Source organism: Limnohabitans sp. INBF002 (assembly GCF_027924905.1).
Classification (GTDB): Bacteria; Pseudomonadota; Gammaproteobacteria; order Burkholderiales; family Burkholderiaceae_C; genus Limnohabitans.
Genome location: NZ_AP027055.1, coordinates 1,227,979 through 1,245,948, shown reverse-complemented (window position 1 = coordinate 1,245,948; position 17,970 = coordinate 1,227,979). Strand labels below are relative to the sequence as shown.

At 56.9% G+C, this 17,970-nt stretch carries 17 protein-coding genes; 8 read left to right on the top strand and 9 right to left on the bottom strand.

The window, feature by feature from the left end; genetic code table 11:
* Positions 1–3: 3 nt before the first annotated feature.
* Together QMG15_RS06285 and QMG15_RS06280 are read left to right on the top strand one after the other, a co-directional pair.
* Positions 4–3,114, top strand: coding sequence for an efflux RND transporter permease subunit (locus QMG15_RS06285; RefSeq protein WP_281790001.1), 3,111 nt, complete (start codon positions 4–6; stop codon positions 3,112–3,114).
* Between the two features lie 14 nt (positions 3,115–3,128).
* Complete coding sequence (locus QMG15_RS06280; protein WP_108358616.1) at positions 3,129–3,470, top strand: P-II family nitrogen regulator; 342 nt, start codon at positions 3,129–3,131, stop codon at positions 3,468–3,470.
* Positions 3,471–3,511: 41 nt separating this feature from the next.
* Here the strand turns inward: QMG15_RS06280 and QMG15_RS06275 are convergent, their stop codons facing one another.
* Genes QMG15_RS06275 through QMG15_RS06265 form a run of 3 tightly spaced genes read right to left on the bottom strand, consistent with a single transcriptional unit; the run spans position 3,512 to position 5,364 of the window.
* Complete coding sequence (locus tag QMG15_RS06275) at positions 3,512–4,531, bottom strand: DUF6352 family protein (protein WP_281790000.1); 1,020 nt, start codon at positions 4,529–4,531, stop codon at positions 3,512–3,514.
* A gap of 24 nt (positions 4,532–4,555) precedes the next feature.
* Positions 4,556–4,915, bottom strand: a complete 360-nt coding sequence (locus QMG15_RS06270; RefSeq protein ID WP_281789999.1) for an RnfH family protein — start codon at positions 4,913–4,915, stop codon at positions 4,556–4,558.
* Positions 4,912–5,364, bottom strand: coding sequence for a type II toxin-antitoxin system RatA family toxin (locus tag QMG15_RS06265; RefSeq protein WP_281789998.1), 453 nt, complete (start codon positions 5,362–5,364; stop codon positions 4,912–4,914). Before QMG15_RS06265 ends, QMG15_RS06270 begins: the two co-directional genes overlap by 4 nt.
* A gap of 47 nt (positions 5,365–5,411) precedes the next feature.
* Between QMG15_RS06265 and smpB the strand changes: the two genes are divergently transcribed.
* Positions 5,412–5,888: an SsrA-binding protein SmpB gene (gene smpB / locus QMG15_RS06260; protein WP_281789997.1), complete on the top strand. Its 477-nt coding sequence runs from the start codon at positions 5,412–5,414 to the stop codon at positions 5,886–5,888.
* A 44-nt stretch (positions 5,889–5,932) separates the two neighbouring features.
* Here smpB and QMG15_RS06255 read toward each other — a convergent pair whose 3' ends face one another.
* From QMG15_RS06255 to QMG15_RS06230, 6 genes are all read right to left on the bottom strand, one after another.
* A complete protein-coding gene (locus QMG15_RS06255) occupies positions 5,933–8,272 on the bottom strand; it encodes a YgiQ family radical SAM protein (protein ID WP_281789996.1) in 2,340 nt (779 codons plus the stop codon).
* A 63-nt stretch (positions 8,273–8,335) separates the two neighbouring features.
* Positions 8,336–9,160: a glutamate racemase gene (gene murI / locus QMG15_RS06250; RefSeq protein WP_281789995.1), complete on the bottom strand. Its 825-nt coding sequence runs from the start codon at positions 9,158–9,160 to the stop codon at positions 8,336–8,338.
* A 72-nt stretch (positions 9,161–9,232) separates the two neighbouring features.
* On the bottom strand, positions 9,233–10,195 hold the full coding sequence (locus QMG15_RS06245) for a carbohydrate kinase (protein WP_281789994.1): 963 nt from the start codon (positions 10,193–10,195) through the stop codon (positions 9,233–9,235).
* The gene (locus QMG15_RS06240; protein ID WP_281789993.1) at positions 10,192–10,986 is read right to left on the bottom strand and encodes an ATP-binding cassette domain-containing protein; all 795 of its coding nucleotides are present in this window, start codon (positions 10,984–10,986) and stop codon (positions 10,192–10,194) included. The genes QMG15_RS06245 and QMG15_RS06240 overlap by 4 nt, the downstream gene beginning before the upstream one ends.
* A 2-nt stretch (positions 10,987–10,988) precedes the next feature.
* Positions 10,989–11,948 (bottom strand): ABC transporter permease, encoded by a 960-nt coding sequence (locus tag QMG15_RS06235; RefSeq protein WP_281789992.1) that lies wholly within the window; start codon positions 11,946–11,948, stop codon positions 10,989–10,991.
* 67 nt (positions 11,949–12,015) lie between these two features.
* Entirely contained in the window at positions 12,016–13,014 is a 999-nt protein-coding gene (locus QMG15_RS06230) for a sugar ABC transporter substrate-binding protein (RefSeq protein ID WP_281789991.1), read from the bottom strand.
* Positions 13,015–13,192: 178 nt separating this feature from the next.
* On the opposite strand from QMG15_RS06230, the gene QMG15_RS06225 reads away from it, so the two are divergent.
* The 5 genes from QMG15_RS06225 to pgl all read left to right on the top strand — a co-directional run bounded on the left by QMG15_RS06225 (position 13,193) and on the right by pgl (position 17,964).
* Complete coding sequence (locus QMG15_RS06225) at positions 13,193–13,633, top strand: RbsD/FucU domain-containing protein (protein ID WP_281789990.1); 441 nt, start codon at positions 13,193–13,195, stop codon at positions 13,631–13,633.
* Positions 13,630–14,844, top strand: a complete 1,215-nt coding sequence (locus QMG15_RS06220) for an ROK family transcriptional regulator (protein WP_281789989.1) — start codon at positions 13,630–13,632, stop codon at positions 14,842–14,844. The genes QMG15_RS06225 and QMG15_RS06220 overlap by 4 nt, the downstream gene beginning before the upstream one ends.
* Positions 14,845–14,909: 65 nt before the next feature.
* The gene (locus QMG15_RS06215; RefSeq protein WP_281789988.1) at positions 14,910–15,758 is read left to right on the top strand and encodes an SIS domain-containing protein; all 849 of its coding nucleotides are present in this window, start codon (positions 14,910–14,912) and stop codon (positions 15,756–15,758) included.
* Complete coding sequence (zwf, locus tag QMG15_RS06210; RefSeq protein ID WP_281789987.1) at positions 15,755–17,221, top strand: glucose-6-phosphate dehydrogenase; 1,467 nt, start codon at positions 15,755–15,757, stop codon at positions 17,219–17,221. The genes QMG15_RS06215 and zwf overlap by 4 nt, the downstream gene beginning before the upstream one ends.
* Positions 17,221–17,964: a 6-phosphogluconolactonase gene (gene pgl / locus QMG15_RS06205; RefSeq protein ID WP_281789986.1), complete on the top strand. Its 744-nt coding sequence runs from the start codon at positions 17,221–17,223 to the stop codon at positions 17,962–17,964. The genes zwf and pgl overlap by 1 nt, the downstream gene beginning before the upstream one ends.
* The last annotated feature ends 6 nt before the right edge of the window (positions 17,965–17,970 follow it).

Sequence of the window (17,970 nt, the reverse complement as noted above, 5' to 3'; positions counted from 1 at the left end):
ACCATGTTGGAATCTCTCGTTCGCGCTGCACTCAAGCAGCGCTTGGTGGTCTGCGTCATTGCCGTTGTCTTTTTGTTCTTTGGCTTGCATGCGGCCACCAAACTCTCGGTCGACGCTTTTCCTGACGTGACCAACGTGCAAGTGCAAATTGCCACCGAAGCACCCGGTCGTTCGCCTGAAGAGGTTGAGCGGTTCGCCACCGTCCCCATTGAAGTCGCCATGACGGGCTTGCCCGGCTTGACCGAGTTGCGCTCGCTCAACAAACCCGGTTTGTCGCTCATCACCTTGGTGTTCACGGACAGCACCAGTGTTTACTTTGCGCGTCAGTTGGTGATGGAGCGCTTGATGGAGGTGGGCCAACGCTTGCCCGCAGGCATTACCCCCGTGCTGGGACCTGTGTCCTCAGGACTGGGCGAGGTTTACCAATACACGCTAGAACATGCCAACGATGGCAGCCGTGAACTGAGCGAAGAAGAACTCACCCAACGCCGGGTGGTGCAAGACTGGGTGCTGCGCCCATTGCTGCGATCCATCCCCGGTGTGGCTGAAATCAACTCACAAGGTGGCTACGTCAAGCAGTACCACGTGCTGGTGAACCCCGAGCGTTTGCGCCATTACAAAATCAGCTTGTCTGAGGTGTATGACGCCGTGTCGCGCAACAACGCCAACTCCGGTGGCGGCGTGCTGCCCCAAGCAGCAGAGCAATATTTGATACGTGGTGTGGGCTTGATTCAAGGCGTGAACGACCTCGGCCAAATCGTGTTGAAAGAAATCAACGGCACGCCGGTGTACATGCGTGATGTGGCCGAAATCAAACTCGGTCACGATGTACGACAAGGCGCACTCATCAAAAATGGCACCACCGAAGCGGTGGGCGGCATTGTGATGATGATGACCGGTGGCAATGCCAAAGAAGTGGTGAGTCGCATCAAAACCCGTGTGAAAGAGATCAACGACCGCGGCATGTTGCCCAATGACTTGAAGGTGGTGCCCTACTACGACCGCTCAGAGCTGGTGGATGCCGCGCTGTGGACCGTCACCAAAGTGCTGATTGAAGGCGTGGTGTTGGTGGTGATTGTGTTGTTCTTGTTTTTGGGTGATGTGCGCTCCTCACTCATCGTGGTGGCCACCTTGGTGCTGACGCCCCTGCTCACCTTCATGGCCATGAACAAGCTGGGCATCTCAGCCAACCTCATGTCGCTGGGCGGCTTGGCCATTGCGATTGGCTTGATGGTGGACGGCTCGGTGGTGGTGGTGGAGAACGCCTACGCCCGTTTGGGCCGTGCGGCCGAGTTGGGTGAAAGCAAAGTGCGCGGTATTTTGAATGCCGTGCTCGAAGTGGCCACCCCTGTGATTTTTGGCGTGGGCATCATCATCTTGGTGTTCTTGCCTCTGATGACTTTGCAAGGCATGGAAGGCAAGATGTTTGCCCCCCTCGCCTACACCATCGCCATTGCACTGGCTGTGTCACTGGTGCTGTCCATGACTTTGTCGCCTGTGCTGTCCTCGTATTTGCTCAAGCCGCCAGTGGGCGATGGCGACCACGACACACCGCTCATCAAAGCGCTCAAGTCACGTTATTTGAAGTTGTTGGACTTGGCCATGTCCAACCAAAAACGCACGGTGCAGGTGTCGCTGGCCACGTTTGTACTGGCGGTGTTGATACTGCCCTTTTTGGGAACGGCGTTCATTCCGGAAATGAAAGAAGGCTCGGTGGTGCCCGGCATCAACCGCGTGCCCAATATTTCATTGAATGAATCCATCAAGATGGAAATGCAGGCCATGAAGTTGGTCATGACGGTGCCCGGCGTCAAATCTGCCATCTCAGGTTTGGGCCGTGGTGAATCGCCTGCGGATCCACAAAGCGTGAATGAATCCACGCCCATCGTCAGCTTGAAGCCTCGCAGCGAATGGCCTTCAGGCTGGGACCAAACCGACATCACCAACGCCATGAACGACAAGCTCAAGGTTTTGCCCGGTGTGCAAATTGTGATGGCGCAGCCTATCTCCGACCGCGTGGACGAGATGGTCACCGGTGTGCGTTCAGACATCGCGGTGAAAGTGTTTGGCGACGATTTGGATGACCTCAAACGCGTGGCCAACCAAATTGCCAAAGTGGCGCAAACCATTCAAGGTGCACAAGACTTGCGCGTGGAGCGCATCTCGGGTCAGCAGTATTTGCAGATTGACATTGACCGCCAAGCCATTGCACGCATGGGCCTGAACGTGTCTGATGTGAATGACATGATCGAAACCGCGATTGGCGGCAAAGTGGCGTCAGAGGTGTTTGAAGGCGAGCGCCGCTTCTCTGCCGTGGTGCGTTTGCCTGAGCGGTTTCGCGACAACATTGAAGCCATCTCCAACATCATCCTCAACTCGGCCAATGGCGCCCAAGCCCGTTTGGCTGACATGGCGAAGATTCAGGTACTTGATGGCCCAGCCCAAATTTCGCGTGAAATGGCCAAGCGCCGCATTGTGGTGGGTATCAACGTGAAAGACCGTGACTTGGGTAGCTTTGTGACAGAGCTGCAGGCCAAGGTGGGTGACAAGGTCAAATTGCCGGAAGGCTATTACTTGGAATGGGGCGGCCAGTTCCAAAACATGGAGCGCGCGCTGGGCCACTTGAAAGTGATCGTGCCCATCACGGTGGCGGCTATTTTCTTTTTGTTGTTCTTGCTGTTCAACTCGGTCAAGTTCGCCACGCTCATCATCACGGTACTGCCGTTTGCGTCGATTGGTGGGGTGATTGGGTTGTTCATCTCCGGCGAATATTTGTCAGTGCCGGCGTCTGTGGGCTTCATTGCGCTGTGGGGCATTGCGGTGCTCAACGGTGTGGTGCTGGTGTCGTACATCCGCAGCTTGCGTGAAGGCGGTATGTCGGTCAAAGACGCGGTGCTCGAAGGCGCACGCCAACGCTTCCGCCCCGTGATGATGACCGCCACAGTCGCCATGCTGGGCTTGATTCCCTTTTTGATTTCGGATGGTCCCGGCTCAGAGGTGCAGCGCCCCTTGGCGATTGTGGTGATTGGTGGACTGATCACCTGTACCTTGCTGACCTTGGTGGTGGTGCCCACGATTTATCACTGGTTCGATGAAGCAGAACCCGAAGCTTGAGTGAAGGAAAACACATGAAAGAAATCAAAGCCATCATTCGCCCCTCTAAGCTACCCACCTTGCGTGAAAAGTTGCGTAGCCTGCCCGGCTTTCCTGGCATGACGGTGAGCAAGGCCGAAGGCTGCTCGGCCCCTAGCTTGCACACGCCGACCAACTTGAAAGAAGAGCTGACCGACTACACGCCGAAAGTGCGTATTGAAATTGTGTCACCCGACGAGATGTGCGACAGCATCGTGGACTTGATTGTTCACACCGCACAGATTGGGCAAATTGGCGATGGTCTGGTGTGGGTCACCGACATCACGCGTGCGGTGTTTTTGTACAAGTCGGTAGCTGGGCCTATCGAGAGGCCTTGAACGTTCTTCAGCAGCGTTAAACGCTGCGTAAAAGAGCCTTTTTACGAACGTTTAGCCAAAGGCAAATTCAGCAGTAAATTTTGCGGCTTGAGCTTGAGCTGCTGGTTGGCATCCACCGCCATCGCCAAATACACGGGCTTGCCACGCACCTCGGCCAGCATGGCGTTGGGCTCGACAAACTCGAGTTTGAACAAACACAGCAAGCGCTCCATGCGCTCAGCGTCCACCTCTTTGCCTTGGTAGAGGTCGTTCAGCACACCGCTGGCTTGGGCATCGAGCCCCACATGCCACACCCAGTGGTCGTCATTGATTTCACGCTCGGTTTGGATGCGCACTTGCACACCTAAGAAGTGTTGCACCCACTTGGCCATCACCTCACACAGCGCGTTCAAAGCGGGCTGGCCACGGTTGAGGCTCACCACCCAGTCAAAGCTTTCGCTGCGGGGCCAATACGCGTCTTGGTTGTCATCGTTGAGCACATCCAAGTCCACGCTGCGCAGTTTGATGCCGCCTTGCTGGAGCAGCTCGCCAATCAAACCAAAACCACTTTGTGTGGCGTGGCGCTCCACCGTCTCGTCGTCTGCCGCCATCACGGCGCCGTCTTCAAGCACGGTGATTTTTTGGGTATGCATCAGCATCTCGGCGGCACGTGCTTGCATCGCTGTAGGCGCTTCGCCCAACACATGGCGCAGCAAGATGTGGGTGATGTGTTGCACCAACAGCGGCGGCACATCCACGCCCTCGCCTTTGAACAAGGCGATGTAGCTGGCTTCTAGGGTCGGGAGCGTGGTGATGCGCTGGCGAAAGCGTAGCCAGACGGCGTAGTTGTCGGCGGCGTCTTTGTCTTGCAGCTCAGCCAGTTCTTTCGCTGTGACTTCTCGGCGAGGTTGCTCCACCAAGCTGTGGTGCAAAGCCACCTCGGCGGCGCATGAGCTGGCAATGGGGGTCAGCTCAGGGCGTTCTAAAAGAAAGCGCAAAAAGTCGTCCGTGACCACCAAGTGGCCGGCCTCATTGGGCGTGAGCAACGAATAGCCGCAGGTGGGCCAGAGAGAATGTGTCATGGTTGTTTGCCTGAGTTTGGCTACTTAGTAGCCGGGCTTTGCGCCCGCGCGGCGCTTAGAGAACAAGCCTGCGCGGCTGGTGCCTTGTTTTTGGAAACGCTCACGTCGCGCAACTTTGGGGTCAACGGTCAGTGGACGGAAAATTTCGATGCGGTCTAAATCGCGCAGCACATGGGTAGGCGTGGTCTTCTTGCCCCAAATGCACACGGTGAAAACATCGGGTTGGCTTAAATCAATCTCTGGGCATTCAGCCAGCAAGCCGCTTTGTTGCAAGGCTTGCATCACCGTCACGCCAGCGCTGAGTGACAGCAGGCGCTCATGCACCACACGGGGTGCGGGCGAATACATCACGGTGATGTGAATGGGCGTGTCGAGCGTACTCACGCGACGTACACCTGCTCTGCGCGTTTCACAAAGGCATCCACCAAGGTGGCCGCGATTTTGTCGAACACAGGGCCGACCAAAGCGCCAAACATGCTCTCAAACGCGTAGTTCAAAGTCAGCTCAATGCGGCAAGCGCGTTGCGGCGCTTGGGTGTTGGGGTCGAGCAGCGGATGGAAATCCCACGTGCCGTCCAAATGCTTGAACGGGCCATCGACGAGTTCCAGCTTGACTTGTCGGCCTTCGATGTGCACGTTGCGCGTGGTGAAGCTTTTGTGAAAGCCACCAAAGCTCATGCCCACTTGGGCCGTTGCGCCATCGGCGTGATTTTCAAGCACTGCAGCGCGGTCGCACCAAGGCAAAAACTCGGGATAACGGGCCACATCGGTGACCAGCGCAAACATTTCTTCAGCGCTGAACCAAATAAGAACGGACTTGTGTACGGTTTTCATAGAATGGTCCACATTGTAAGAAGCTCTACCGTCCCCACATTACCTCAATGGCTACCAAAAAACCTGCAATTCAAACGCGCATCGCTGACAACAAAAAGGCGGCGTACAACTATTTCTTCGAAGAAAAGTTCGAGGCAGGCATGGTGCTGGAAGGTTGGGAAGTCAAGGCCGCCCGCGAAGGCAAGGTGCAACTCACCGACGGCTATGTGGTCATTCGCGATGGCGAGCTGTATTTGATTGGTTGCCAAATCAACCCGCTGCACACGGCGTCAAGCCACGTCACACCCGACAAAGTGCGCACCAAGAAGCTGCTGATGAAGAAAGACGAAATCAAACGTCTCATCGGCAAGGTCGAGCAAAAGGGACACACGCTGGTACCCGTCAATCTGCATTGGAAGAACGGCAAGATCAAATGCGAAATCGCGCTGGCCAAAGGCAAGGCCGAGCACGACAAGCGCGACACCATCAAAGACCGCGAAGGCAAGCGTGAGGTGGAGCGTGCCATGAAGTCACGCACGCGTTAAACAACGCACATCCGTCTGAGCGGTTCTCGCTCAGACGTCTCCCATCAACGGTTGGGTTTACGTTTGGCCGCGTTGGCGCTGGGTTTGCCTGCGCCATTGACGCGGGGTGGCAAACCTGTGTGCTGTGTGAGCACACGCCCCTTGGTGGGTGTTGACGTGCTGTTCTTGCGACGCGCACTGGTATAGCCGCCATCGGTCAAGGGCTGAAACGTAGGAATCAAATGCTGCTTGCCATTGCCAATCAGGTCAGCGCGGCCCATGGCTTTCAAGGCTTCGCGCAGCAAAGGCCAGTTGTTGGCATCGTGGTAGCGCAGAAACGCTTTGTGCAAGCGACGGCGACGCTCACCGCGCACCACATCCACCGTTTCGCTGCTGCGTGTGATGCGGCCCAAGGGGTTGCGGCCAGAGTGGTACATGGCCGTGGCGGTGGCCATGGGGCTGGGGTAGAAGGTTTGCACTTGGTCGGCTCTGAAACCATTACGCTTGAGCCACAAGGCCAAGTTCATCATGTCTTCGTCGCTGGTGCCGGGGTGAGCTGCGATGAAGTACGGCACGAGGAATTGCTTCTTGCCCACTTCTTCACTGAACTTGTCGAACATGGTTTTGAAGCGGTCATACGAGCCGATGCCGGGCTTCATCATCTTCGACAGTGGGCCACCTTCGGTGTGCTCAGGCGCAATCTTGAGGTAGCCGCCCACATGGTGCTGCACCAGCTCTTTCACGTACTCGGGCGACTTGACGGCCAAGTCGTAACGCAGGCCTGAGCCTATCAAGATTTTCTTGATGCCCTTGAGCGCACGTCCACGGCGGTAAATGTTGATGAGTGGCGTGTGGTTAGTGCCCAAGTTTTGGCAAATGCCGGGGTACACGCAACTGGGTTTGCGACACGCGGCTTCAATCTCAGGGCTTTTGCAACCCAAGCGGTACATATTGGCAGTGGGGCCGCCGAGGTCGGAGATGACGCCGGTGAAGCCAGACACTTTGTCGCGGATGTCTTCAATCTCGCGAATGACCGACTCTTCACTGCGGCTTTGGATGATGCGGCCTTCGTGCTCGGTGATCGAGCAAAACGTGCAACCCCCAAAGCAGCCGCGCATGATGTTGACGCTGAAGCGAATCATCTCCCACGCGGGGATTTTGGTGGTTGCATCATGGCTACCGTTTTCGTCGGCATACGCGGGGTGCGGGCTGCGTGCGTAGGGCAAGTCAAACACATGGTCCATCTCAGCTGTGGTCAGCGGGATGGGCGGTGGGTTGACCCACACGTCACGTGCGGTATGGCCTTCGCCGTGGGCTTGCACCAACGCACGGGCATTGCCGGGGTTGGTTTCTAAATGCAGCACGCGGTTGGCGTGGGCATAGAGGATGGGGTCTGACTTGACTTGCTCGTACGCGGGCAGGCGAATTACGCTGCGCTCGCGTGGTGGCACTTTGAGTTTGCCTTTGCCTTGGAACGCTGGGTTCGGTACAAAGTTCAGTGGCGAAACGGTAAACCCTGCTTCAGCCTTTGCACCGACCTGCGCATTGGCGGCATCCGCCACCGCATTGGCCTCGTCTTCACGGGCACAGGTTTCACCCTGCGCTTTGGCTTGCTCGCTCACCATCAAATACGGATTGACGTGGGCCTCGACCCTGCCCGGCACGTCAATGCTGGACGAGTCAATTTCAAACCAACCCTCAGGCGTTTCGCGACGCACAAAGGCCGTGCCGCGCACGTCGGTGATGTCTTGCACCGGCTCTTTGGCGGCCAAGCGGTGGGCGATTTCCACAATCGCGCGTTCGGCGTTGCCGTACAGCAGCAAATCGCATTTGCTGTCCACCACGATGGAGCGGCGCACTTTGTCGGACCAATAGTCGTAATGCGCAATGCGGCGCAACGAGCCTTCAATACCACCCAACACGATGGGCACATCGTTGTAGGCTTCTTTGCAGCGTTGGCTGTACACCAGCGCGGCGCGGTCGGGGCGCTTGCCACCCACATCACCTGGTGTGTAGGCATCGTCACTGCGAATTTTGCGATCCGCCGTGTAGCGGTTGATCATCGAATCCATGTTGCCGGCGGTCACGCCAAAAAACAGGTTCGGCTTGCCTAATGCTTTGAACGGGTCAGCACTTTGCCAATCGGGCTGGGCAATGATGCCCACACGAAACCCTTGGTTCTCCAACATGCGGCCAATGACTGACATGCCAAAGCTCGGGTGGTCTACATAAGCGTCGCCCGTGACGATGATGATGTCGCAGCTGTCCCAACCGAGTTGTGTCATTTCCTCGCGCGACATCGGCAAAAACGGGGCCGTGCCAAAACGGGCCGCCCAGTATTTGCGGTAACTGGTCAGCGGCTTGGCGTTGCGGGGGAAAAGGGAGACGTCGGCGTAGGCATTCATGAAGGGCCTAAGTGTACGGGTTAGCCCCTTCCCTTCGGGTTTTAGGGGCTATCGCCCCTCGCTTCAAGGCAGCGCCTGCACCGTCAGAGGAGCGTCCCACAGGTGGGACATCACGGCTTGTGCCTGCGCCACATCGCCCGAGGTGAAAAACTGCACAGAACCCAGCGCTGTTTGCGTGGTCAAACCGCCGTTGTCAGCCAAACGGCGGGCCAGCTCACGGGCCACGGCCTCGGCGGGGTCTAGCAGGGTCACGCCCTCACCCGCCACGCGCTGGATGGTGTCGCGTAAAAACGGGTAATGCGTGCAGCCCAGCACCAAAGTGTCTGCGCCCTGCTCTAGCAGCGGCGTGATGAACTGACGCAACAAGCTTTCTGTCTCTGCACTGTGCAAATCGGCGCGTTCCACTTGCTCCACCAAACCAGGACAGCCTTGCAGCAAAATGCGTTTGTCTGCGCCATACAGCTCGACCAGCCTTGCCACCGCGGCACTTTGCACGGTTTGGCGTGTGGCCAGCACACCCACCACGCCACTGTGCGTGAGCGCCACAGCGGGTTTGATGGCAGGCTCAATCGCCACCACGGGCAAATGCGTTTGCTCGCGCAAGGTTTTGGCAGCCACCACCGTGGCCGTGTTGCAAGCGATGGTGATGCCCTTCACGCCTTGCTCGGCCAGCCAGTTGCCCACGGTGAGCGTGCGTTGGGTGATGTGCGCTTCAGATTGGTCGCCATACGGGGCGTGACCGGAATCGGCCACGTACACCAAATGCTCATGCGGCAAAGCGGCTCGGATGGCACGCAAGACGGACAGGCCACCGACACCCGAATCAAACACGCCAATGGCGCCTTGAAATGGGCTCGCTGTCGTGGATGAGGCAATGGGCTGGGACATGGTCCGAAGGTGCAGAAACTGGGTTGGGGTGAATCAACAATCTGCACATTCTCGCCGAGACGAGAACGCGGTTTACAGCCCAGCGTCCAAGGTTGCTATGTCTGGAGGTTGACACCCCACACGGCTGCAGTTGATGGCAGCAGCCACCAAGGCGCGTTGCAAGGTTTCAGGCACACGTTGCATGGCAAAGCTGTTGTTGTTCAAGGTGTCGTGCAGCACCCAATCCGCCAAGCAGCTGCCCCAAAACGTGTCGCCTGCGCCCACGGTGTCTTTCACATCCACCGCAGGAGCCGCGCCTTGTGCATGTGCATCACCCACTTGCAAATAAGCGCCTTGCGCACCAAAGGTCAGCGCCACACGTGCGCATCCTTGGGCCATCCAATGCGCAGCCAGGCTGGAAGCATTGGCCAAAGACACATTTGAAAAACCCAGCAGCTCTAAATCTTCATCGCTGGCCTTGAGCCAGTCGGCATGTGCCGCCACTTCGCGGACCGCTTGCAAATACGCGGGTACGTCGCTGGCCACGCGCGGGCGCAAGTTCACGTCCACGCTGATGGTCCACCCCAAACGTTTGGCCGCAGCAACGATTTGCAAGACCTTGTGATGCTCAGGTGGCATGGCCATGAGCGAGCCAGTGTGCAGCACGCCAGGCGGCGAAGCCTCTAACAAAGCCACCACATCAGCCACTTGGTAGTCACGGTCGGCCACACCTTCACGGTAAAAACCGTAACTGGGTTGCCCCTCATGCACCTGCACCACGGCCAGCGACGTGGGCAAGGCCGAGCGCGGCAGCAAGCTGCGTGCATGGTTGGCCTGCAAATGGTCGAGCAAGGCTTGACCAAATGCATCCGTCGACAACGGCGCAATGAAACCCACCGCCGCGCCTTGCAACGCCGTGGCGCACGCCAAGTTGTAGGGGCTACCACCCAAGTGCGGCACCAGCGAGCCATCGGGCTGCGCGATGCAGTCCATCAAGGCTTCACCCAGCACCCAGACCGGTATGTGAGCAGGTGGCGTGTGTGATGCAGCGCTCAAGCCAAGCACTCCGCTGGAATGTCTTCGGGCTTCATCGCGCCCGTCATCACGGCCACGGTGTCACTCATGCTGATATTTTTCGGATTCAACACCGCCGCGCGTTTTCCTAAGCGGGCCACATGGATGCGGTCTGCAATTTCAAACACATGGGGCATGTTGTGCGAAATCAGCACCACAGGCAGGCCTTTGTCGCGCACGCGGCGAATCAGCTCAAGCACCATATTGCCTTCTTTCACGCCCAGCGCAGCCGTGGGTTCATCCATGATGACCACATGCTGCGCAAACGCTGCTGCGCGTGACACGGCCACGCATTGACGTTGGCCACCAGACAAAGTTTCTACCGCTTGCGTCATGGAACGAATGCCCACTTTCAAGTCATTCATGCGCTCGATACTTTCTTGCAGCATTCGCTTTTTGTCGAGCATGCGAAGCACGCTGCCCGCAAAGCCTGGGCGACGAATTTCGCGGCCTAAAAACAAATTCTCAGCAATGCTCATGGCAGGTGCGACTGCCAAATCTTGATACACGGTTTCAATGCCTGCGCGGCGTGCATCGATGGGCGATTTGAAATGGATGGGGTTGCCATCCAAAGAAATCATGCCTTCATCAGGCACCGTGGCGCCCGACAAACATTTGATGAGTGACGACTTGCCCGCGCCGTTGTCACCAATGACCGCCAAGATTTCGCCTGCGCGCAGCTCAAAGTCTGCGCCGTCCAAAGCAGTGACTTGGCCATAACGTTTGACCAAGCCCTTCGCCTGCATGACGATGTTGTGTTGTGTGCCGCTCATGATCAGCGTGCTCCCTTGCGTGAGAGTTGATCTGTGGCAACAGCCAAGATCACCAAAATACCTGTGACCAAAATTTGATAAACCGAGGACACGCCCATGAGCGTGAGACCGTTGCGGAACACACCCACAATCAGCGCGCCCACCAAAGTGCCCAGCACCACACCACGGCCACCAAACAAACTGGTGCCTCCCAACACCACGGCGGTGATGGCATCTAAGTTTTCGGTTTGTCCTGCATTGGGGTCACCCGCGCCAGTGCGCGCCACACCTAGCATGGCGGCCAGCCCATAGCAAAGCCCTGCCAACACATACACCCACAACAACACTTTCTCGGTGGAAATGCCTGTCAAACGTGTCGCTTCTGGGCTGTTGCCCACGGCGTACACATGTCGGCCTGCGGCGGTTTCACGCAACGCAAACCAAGTGAAGAGATACAAGCCCAACATCATCACCACGCCGTAGCTCACCGTGGCACCACCGAATGTGAAGGTGCTGCCCAACCAGTTCATACCCGCAGGAATGTCGGTCACGGTCTGTGAGCCCGAGTAAAGCTGCGTGATGGCAAATGCAATGTTCAAGGTGCCCAAGGTCACGATGAAGGGAGGCAATTTGATGCGCGTCACCAACACGCCGTTGAGGTAACCAAAGGCGGTCGTCACAGCCAAGCCGCACGCCATCGCGACGGGTGTTGAAAGCCCGTAATCTGCTGCAAATTTGGTCATCACAATGCCGCCCAGCGCCATGACCATGCCACATGACAAGTCAATGCCTGCGGTCAAGATGATGAGGGTTTGACCAATGGCAATCACGCCCACCACCATGACTTGCGCCAAGATGAGCGAGAAGTTTTGGGTGCTCAAAAACCGGTCGCTTTGGCTGGCGAAAAACACGCAGGCCAACACCAGCGCAATCAGCGGGCCCAAGGTGCCCATGGGCGGAAGCTTGTCTTTGAAGGAATTCATACAGTGACTTTTTTCTTTAAAACCGCAGGGGGCCACACGGCCCCCTCTTTCAAGCTATGTTGACGCTTTACTTGTTACCCCAGCACAGGTCTGTGCCAGTTTTCACGTCTTTGCTGTCCACACCTTTCATGGACTTGGCCGCAATCAGTGTCACACCGGTGTCGGTGTAGCCGCTGACTTTTTTACCTGTCTTGGCGTATTCCACACCCGCAGCCACGCCCATGGCGGCCATGCGCAAGGGGTACTGTTGCGAGGTGGCAGCAATCACGCCAGCACCCACGTCTTTGATGCCAGCGCAGCCGCCGTCCACAGACACGATCAACACGTCTTTCTCTTTGCCTGCGGCCTTGAGTGCGTTGTAAGCACCGGCAGCTGCGGGTTCGTTGATGGTGTAGACCACGTTGATGTTGGGGTTCTTTTGCAAGCAGTTTTCCATGCCGGTTTGGCCCTTGGCACGGTCGCCAAAGCTGTCGGCCATACACACCACTTCAGCAGGCTTAGCCAACTCGTTGCTTTTGGCGTCGAGTGAGGTCAAGCCGTAGCCTTGCAAGAAACCGTTGTGGCGCTGTGCGCCCACAGGGTGACCTGGGAACAAATCGAGGGTGGCGATGACGGGCTTCTTGCCATTCAAAGCGGCTTTGGCGTATTGACCAATGAACACACCGGCTTTGTAGTTGTCCGTGGCAAACAACGCGTCAGTCGCGTTGGCAGGTTCTGTGGGGCTGTCCAAGGCGATGACCATCACGCCTTGTGCTTGTGCTTTCTTGATGGCAGGCACGATGGCTTTGGAATCGCTGGGCGTGATCAAAATGGTTTTGGCGCCTGCGGCGATCATGTTTTCCATGGCGGTGATTTGACCTGCGTTGTCGCCGTCGGTTTTGCCTGCGGCAGACATCACTTTGGCGCCAAGCTTTTTCGCTTCGGCTTGTGCGCCCTCTTTCATTTTCACAAAGAAGGGGTTGATTTCTGTTTTGGTGATCAAGCCGATCACGGGCTCAGCCGCATAAACGCTGCTGGCTGCCAAGGCCATTGCTGTCAACATCAATTTAGGTGTGTTCAATTTCATCAAGGTCTCCACATTGTTGGTAATCATCGCCGACGCACTTTTGCGCCGCGACTTAAATGTAAGACAACTCGACTTACTAAATCAAGTTAGTTTAGTTAGTACATACCCTGAAACACGAGTTGCTAAAAATTTGGCATCCTCCAAGGCCTGACAATATTGACAAATTAAGGACAGATACGTGCTCAAAGGAATTGACCCCATCCTCACCCCCGAGTTGCTCATGCACCTGTGTGCCATGGGCCATGGCGAATGGGTTGCCGTTGTGGATGCCAACTTCACTGCTGATTATTTGGCACACGGAAAACCTGTGGTTCGACTCCCAGGCCTCAGCCTAGAACGCGTGAGCGACGCAGTGCTGTCTGTACTTCCACTTGCCACCGATGTGGCGCAACCAGTCGCCCTCATGCATGTGTGCCACAGCGATGCCGCGCATCGCACGCCAGCCCAACAAGCCGTGATTGGCTTGGTCAATAAAACGGGCTTTGGGTCGAATCAAGTCGAAGCCGTGGAGCGCTATGCGTTCTACGAGAAAATCAAAGGCGCCAGTTTGATTGTGCAAACTGGCGAAGGCACGGCTTACGGCAATGCCATGTTCTGCAAAGGCGTGATTCTTTTATGAAAACAATGCGTGGGTCCAACCACACCGGCATGCGCCAATTCAACGAGCGCACGGTGCTGCGCGCCATTCGTCACGAAGGCGCCATTCCCAAAGCCGATTTGGCACGTCTCACGCAGCTGTCGTCACAAACAGTTTCCATCATCGTCAACCGTTTGTTGGAAGATGGATTGCTCATCAAGCAAGACCGCATTCGCGGCAAGATTGGTCAGCCCTCGGTGCCCCTCGCCATCAACCCCGATGGCGCCTACAGCATTGGCTTGCAAGTGGGCCGCCGCAGCCTTGAGGTGGTGGTGACAGATTTCCTTGGCCAAATGCGCCACCAGTGGCAACACAACTACCCCTACCCCTCGCCCACCGAGGTGCTGCCCAAAATCAAAGAAGGCTTGAAGCTCATGCAAAAGCGCATGGGCCCCGAAGCTTGGAAACGCGCCATAGGCATTGGCCTGAGTGCGCCGCTGGCCATGCACCAATGGGGCGACTTGATGGGCAAGAAAGCCCAAAAAGCCATGGTGGATTGGGAGCACATCGACTTGGTGCAAGAAGTGCAAGCCATGTCTGCTCTGCCCGTTGAATTTGCCAAAGACACCACCGCCGCTTGCGTGGCTGAGTTGGTGCAAGGCTTGGGGCGTGATGTGCCTAACTTTTTGTATGTCTATGTAGGCACATTTGTGGGGGGCGGATTGGTGATGGATGGCCACATCGTCAACGGCCCACGCGGCAACGCAGGTGCGATTGGCTCTATGCCGATTGGCCTGCCACCGTTGGGCACACGCGCCAATGCCAACACACCTGCACAGTTGCTACAACTCGCCTCGGGGTGGCAGTTGGAACAAGCCTTGATGGCCGCCGGCCACGACCCACTGCTGGTGCAGCAAGACGCCATCATGAACCCCGAGTTCAGCGCGTTCACTCAGCCTTGGTTGTCGCAAGCTGCCAAAGCCTTGGCCATGAGCGCCACCAGTGCCTCAGCCTTGCTGGATTTGGACGCCATCATCATGGATGGTTCGCTGAACCCCAAGCTTTTGCAAGCCCTCATCCAACAAACCGAAGCCAGCTTGGCGCAATTCAGTTTTGATGGCATTCATCAGCCCCAAATTTTGGCTGGCCGTGTGGGCAACCATGCCCGCGCTTTGGGCGGTGCACTGCTACCCTTGCACGCTCAGTTTTTCCCTGACAAAGACATCTTTTTGAAGCAAGACGAACTCGGGTAACCATCCAGAAAAATGATCCGTAACCATGTTGACTAAAAACATGAAACTAAGTTACATTTGCGTTCATGTTGGAACGTATCAAATCGACCCTTTCGTCCTTAGCCCCCGCCGAACAGCGCGTGGGCAAGCTTCTTCTCTCTGACCCACGCACTTTTTCGACCCTGCCCGTCACCGAACTGGCCGAACGTGCAGGCGTGAGCAAACCGACCGTGGTGCGCTTTTGCCGCAGCATGGGCTACGAAGGTTTGAGTGATTTCAAGCTCAAGCTCGCTGGCAGCTTGAGCGAAGGTGTGCCCTTCATCCACCGCAACGTGGGCGCACAAGACAACAGCAACGATGTGTTGGTCAAAGTCATTGACAACACCGTCACCGCGTTTTTGAAATACCGCAACGATGCGTCATCCGCCGCCATCGACAAAGCCGCCGAAGCCATCGCCCTCACCCACAAAAAAGGCAAACGCCTTGAGTTTTTTGGTGTGGGCAATTCAGGCATCGTGGCGCAAGACGCACAGCACAAATTTTTCCGTCTGGGTTTCCACACCATCTCGCACAGCGACGGCCACATGCAAATCATGAGCGCTTCTTTGCTCGGCCCTGGCGACTGCTTGGTGGTGTTCTCTAACTCTGGCCGCACACGCGATTTGCTCGACTCATGCGAGATTGCCAAAAAGAACGGGGCCACCACCGTGGTGGTCACCGCCTCTGGCTCACCTCTGGCCAACGCCGGAAAAATTCACCTCGCAGCGGACCACCCCGAAAGCTACGAAAAATTCAGCCCCATGGTGTCGCGCTTGCTGCACCTGATGATCGTCGACGTGTTGGCCACCACCGTGGCACTGCGCATAGGCAGCACACAGCTGCAACCTTTGCTGCGCAACATGAAACAAAACCTTCTTAACAAACGTTACTCATGACACACCCCAACCCACCAGCGGGTACGCTGGACATCGTGATTTTTGGCGGCGCTGGCGACTTGTCGTTTCGCAAACTCTTGCCTGCGCTGTACATGGCGCACTTGCATGACAAGCTTGATGCGTCGGCACGCATCATTGCTGTGGGCCGCCAAGATTGGACGCGCCAAGAGTATTTGGATTTCATCGACAAAAACTCACCCGCCTTCATCGAAAAAGACGCCTTCACCAAAGACGATTGGCAAAGCTTTTTGAACCGCTTGGCCTACGTGAGCATGGACGTCACCAACGCCAACGACTTCCAAAAGCTCAAAGACTTGTGCGACACACCCGCGCTGCGCGTGTATTACTTGGCCACGGCGCCGAGCTTGTTCACGCAAATTTGCGCACACTTGTCGGGCGCAGGTTTGGTGGATGCGCAGTCGCGCGTGGTGCTTGAAAAGCCACTGGGCACCGACCTCGCCTCTGCTCGCGACATCAACAGTCAAGTGGCCCGTTACTTTGACGAGCAGCAGATTTACCGCATCGACCACTACCTCGGCAAAGAAACCGTGCAAAACCTGATGGTGCTGCGTTTTGGCAATGCCATTTTTGAGCCGCTGTGGCGTGCGCCTTACATCAAGAGCGTGCAAATCACTGTGGCCGAAAGTGTGGGCGTGGGCAGTCGTGCAGGTTTTTATGACGGCGCAGGTGCGATGCGCGACATGGTGCAAAACCACTTGTTGCAGCTTCTGTGCATCGTGGCCATGGAGCCGCCCATTTCTTTGGGTGCCGACGATGTGCGTGATGAAAAGCTCAAAGTGTTGCGCTCGCTGCGCAAGATGGATTTGGCTGATATCAAGCGCGACACCGTGCGCGGCCAATACACCGCAGGTGCTTCTGAAGGTGCTGCCGTCAAAGGCTATTTGGAAGAAGACAACGTGCCCGCCAGCAGCCGCACCGAAACCTTCGTGGCCTTGCGCGCGCACATCAACAACGCCCGCTGGGCCAATGTGCCATTCTTCTTGCGCACGGGCAAACGCATGCAGCGCCGCGAATCGCAAATCATCATTGAGTTTGCGGACCAGCCGTTTTCCATCTTTGGTTCTACTGCACAGCAAGAGCCCAACCGACTCATCATCACTTTGCAGCCTGAAGAATCGATTCAGCTGGAGATGATGGTCAAAGAGCCAGGCACGGGCATGAACTTGCATCCGGTGAAGCTTGGCCTTGACTTGCAACAGTCGTCTGACAAGCGCCGCGCCGAAGCGTACGAGCGCTTGTTGATGGACGTCATCAAAGGCCGCCTCACCCATTTCATGCGTCGCGACGAATTGGAAGCGGCGTGGATTTGGGTCGAACCCATCATCAACGGCTGGGCCGCGTTGGACGACAAACCGCGCGCCTACTCTGCTGGCAGCTGGGGCCCTGCGGCGTCATCTGCCCTGATGGCGCGCGAAGAACTGTCGTGGTTTGAGGAAGCTTGATGACCTCCGCATGGCATCCTGAATCACGCGGCACCTTGACGGTTCACACCGTCAGTGCAGCCGAGTTGAATGTGCGCTTGGCACAAGACATCGCGCAGCGTTTAGCCGCAGCCATTCAAGCGCGTGGCTTTGCCGTGCTCAGTGTGTCAGGTGGTAAATCGCCTGTTGCTTTGTTTGAAGCCCTGCGTGTGATCGACATCGATTGGTCACGCGTGCGCATCACCTTGGTGGACGAGCGCTGCGTGCCCCGCAGTCACCCCGACAGCAATGCGCTGTTGGTGCAAACCCATTTGCTGCAAGACCTCGCCGCCAAAGCGCAACTGGTGTTCATGGTGGCCAGCACGGCAGCGCCTTTGGATACACCTGCCACGCTTGCCAAAGCAGCCAGCTTGGCATTGACCGCTGCAGGCGTTGCTGATGTGCTGGTGTTGGGCATGGGCGCAGATGGTCACACGGCGTCCTTGTTTCCGGATGCCCCCAATTTGACGGATGCGCTGGACCTGCGCAACACCCAAACCTGCGTGGCCATTGAATTGGCACATCCCCCCGCCAATGCGCCCTATGCGCGTATCACGCAAACCTTGGCGCAAATTCTGTCGGCACGACACATCGTGTTGCCGCTTTTTGGCACCGACAAACTCAGTACCTTGCAGCAAGCGTGGAAGCAAACCACACCTGCCCTACCGATTTCATGTGTGTTGCAACAAACCCAAACGCCTGTGGCGCTTTGGCTTGCCAACTGAAAGTTT

What these genes read in the sequence shown, in the direction of transcription:
- QMG15_RS06255 (WP_281789996.1), bottom strand. Translation starts at nt 8,272, where the DNA reads ATGAATGCCTACGCCGACGTCTCCCTTTTCCCCCGCAACGCCAAGCCG.
- QMG15_RS06240 (WP_281789993.1), bottom strand. Translation starts at nt 10,986, where the DNA reads ATGAGCGGCACACAACACAACATCGTCATGCAGGCGAAGGGCTTGGTC.
- smpB (WP_281789997.1), top strand. Translation starts at nt 5,412, where the DNA reads ATGGCTACCAAAAAACCTGCAATTCAAACGCGCATCGCTGACAACAAA.
- zwf (WP_281789987.1), top strand. Translation starts at nt 15,755, where the DNA reads ATGACACACCCCAACCCACCAGCGGGTACGCTGGACATCGTGATTTTT.
- QMG15_RS06235 (WP_281789992.1), bottom strand. Translation starts at nt 11,948, where the DNA reads ATGAATTCCTTCAAAGACAAGCTTCCGCCCATGGGCACCTTGGGCCCG.
- QMG15_RS06275 (WP_281790000.1), bottom strand. Translation starts at nt 4,531, where the DNA reads ATGACACATTCTCTCTGGCCCACCTGCGGCTATTCGTTGCTCACGCCC.
- QMG15_RS06280 (WP_108358616.1), top strand. Translation starts at nt 3,129, where the DNA reads ATGAAAGAAATCAAAGCCATCATTCGCCCCTCTAAGCTACCCACCTTG.
- QMG15_RS06265 (WP_281789998.1), bottom strand. Translation starts at nt 5,364, where the DNA reads ATGAAAACCGTACACAAGTCCGTTCTTATTTGGTTCAGCGCTGAAGAA.
- QMG15_RS06285 (WP_281790001.1), top strand. Translation starts at nt 4, where the DNA reads ATGTTGGAATCTCTCGTTCGCGCTGCACTCAAGCAGCGCTTGGTGGTC.
- QMG15_RS06230 (WP_281789991.1), bottom strand. Translation starts at nt 13,014, where the DNA reads ATGAAATTGAACACACCTAAATTGATGTTGACAGCAATGGCCTTGGCA.
- QMG15_RS06220 (WP_281789989.1), top strand. Translation starts at nt 13,630, where the DNA reads ATGAAAACAATGCGTGGGTCCAACCACACCGGCATGCGCCAATTCAAC.
- QMG15_RS06215 (WP_281789988.1), top strand. Translation starts at nt 14,910, where the DNA reads ATGTTGGAACGTATCAAATCGACCCTTTCGTCCTTAGCCCCCGCCGAA.
- murI (WP_281789995.1), bottom strand. Translation starts at nt 9,160, where the DNA reads ATGTCCCAGCCCATTGCCTCATCCACGACAGCGAGCCCATTTCAAGGC.
- pgl (WP_281789986.1), top strand. Translation starts at nt 17,221, where the DNA reads ATGACCTCCGCATGGCATCCTGAATCACGCGGCACCTTGACGGTTCAC.